1 protein-coding gene is annotated in these 2199 nt (G+C 63.3%); it reads right to left on the bottom strand.

The window, feature by feature from the left end:
- Nucleotides 1–173: 173 nt before the first annotated feature.
- Nucleotides 174–2199, bottom strand: a 2026-nt coding sequence (locus QZY48_RS26465) for an ATP-binding protein (protein ID WP_295436534.1), incomplete at its 5' end; no start/stop codon positions are given.

Here is a 2199-nt window from a genome sequence, read left to right as displayed (position 1 = left end):
GTTGTCGTTGTCGTTGTCGTTGTCGTTGTCGTAATCGTAATCGGAGAAGCGATGCACTCCGGGGTGCGAGAGAATCCGGGGCGCTACGATAACCTCGATTACGACAACGACAACGACAACGACGCCATAGGCAGTCGCTAATGGAATTGTTTGTCCTATTAGTGAGCCGCTCCTCATCTCTCGCTCATCAGTGAATTGAACGCCTCCAGATCATAATTGTAGGCCCAGGTTTTCATGGCCAGCCCAAGCGCGGCGTCGTGGTCGCCGAGTTGCTCCACAAGGTCGGTAATCTGGTTGAAATCCGCGACCAGCACTGCCGCCCTGAGTGCGCCGACCCAGTTTTCGGGGCAGGCGTCCAGACGGGACGCCAAGTCTGGCGGGGACAACGGGACCGGGGAGGTCCGGGTTTCCCCGGCACGGACGAACCGCAGGCCGACACGGTTTTCCAGAATGGCATAGAGGTCCGCGGCCCGGAACGGCTTGCAGGCGAATTCATCGCAGCCGCAGGCCAGGAACTGGTCACGGTCTTCATTGAAAGCGCTGGCGGTGAGCGCCACGATGACGGTCCGCACCGCCGCGGGATGAGCCGCCATGAGTGCCTTGATCTGCCGGGTGGCCTCTTCTCCCGACAGGAGCGGCATCCGCATGTCCATGAAAATCACATGGGGTTGCCATTGGTTCCACACCGCCACGGCCTCCCGGCCATCGGCCGCCTCCCTGACTTCCAGTACCGGCGGTTGCGGATTTAGCGCGGTCAGCAGGGCCCGCAGCGGCGCTCGATTATCCGGCAGGTCATCGACGATGAGGACGCGGCACAACGGCTGGCCGGGTTCCAGACCGACAACGGGCCGCTCGGTGCGCACGGTCGTCGGTGCGCCCGGGTCGCCCGGCGGCAATGACAGGGTAAAGGAGAAGCAACTGCCCTGGCCCGGGGTACTGTCCGCGCTCAACTCGGCCCCCATCAGCCGCAGGAACTGACGGCTCAGGGCCAGGCCGAGCCCGGTCCCCTTCTGCGTTTGCCGGCCACTGGCGATCTGACTGAAGGGCTCGAACAACCGCGGCATCTGCTCCGGGGCTATCCCCTCGCCTGAGTCGATGACACAGAAGCGTACCGCGTCACCGGCAAGCGGCGCGACCCGCAATGTCACCGCGCCACTGGCCGTGAATTTGACTGCATTACCGACCAGGTTGATCAGCACCTGGCGCAACTTCAACTCGTCCCCCAGCACCGTCCGGGGTAGCGCCGACGCGGCAATGCTCAGGGTCAACCCCTGGTCACGGGCGCGTTGCGCGAACAGCGCCTCCAGGTCCGTCACCAGCCGCGGAAGGTCAAAGGGGGCCACCTGAAGCGTCATACGCCCGGCCTCGATCTTGGCCATGTCGAGGATGTCGTTGATGAGTCTCAGCAGGTGTTCGCCGCTGCGCTGGATGGTGGTCAGGCCGGTGCGCTGGGCGCTATTGAGGTCGGGGTCACGGGCCAGTACCTGGGCGAAGCCGAGAATGGCATTCATAGGCGTGCGAATCTCGTGGCTCATGTTGGCGAGAAAGGTCGATTTGGCCCGATTGGCCTCCTCTGCCTGCTCTTTCGCAATGCGATAGTTTTGCTCACTCTCGCGCAGTGACTGTTCGCGTTGCGTGATCGCCTGTGCCATGGCCCGGAAGCGGGTGTGGATGTCGGCCAGTTCCTCGAATCGGTAGTCAGCGTCACCGTCGTGCACCGCCAGCCGGCCCAGTTCCAGGTCCCGCATCCGTTCGGCGAAGGCCGCGATGGGCTCTATGACCAGCCGATTGAATCGGCGGTTCTTGATCACGACCAGCAGGATCAAGCCGCCCAAGAAGGCGCCCAGGAAGACCAGCAGGGTGTTGCGCTGGGTATCCAGCAACTGAGTGGGAATGAGGATCAGGATCCTGGCCCCGATGGCGCTGCCCGGCGCGATCATCGGTATCCAGCGACGGTCGCCGACAACCAAGGTCCGGCGCGCCGTGGGCGGTCCCGCCCACTTCCTTAGATCAAACATCGCAAGCTTCAGTCCCGGGTCGCCGGAGAGCATCACAAAACCATCGCTTGCGACGAGCATCAGCGTGGTCCCGGAAAACTGGGAAAACTTGGTCAGGAAGTCCTGCACATAGGCGAGATTGAGGCGTCCCAGGTAGAGGCGCCCGCCGGGCCTGATGGCGAAATAGACGCTGGCCGCATCG

Source organism: uncultured Thiodictyon sp. (genome assembly GCF_903828115.1).
Taxonomy (GTDB): Bacteria; Pseudomonadota; Gammaproteobacteria; order Chromatiales; family Chromatiaceae; genus Thiodictyon.
The sequence above is the reverse complement of the archived record's forward strand: the minus strand, read 5'-3'. Positions and strand labels throughout refer to the sequence as shown.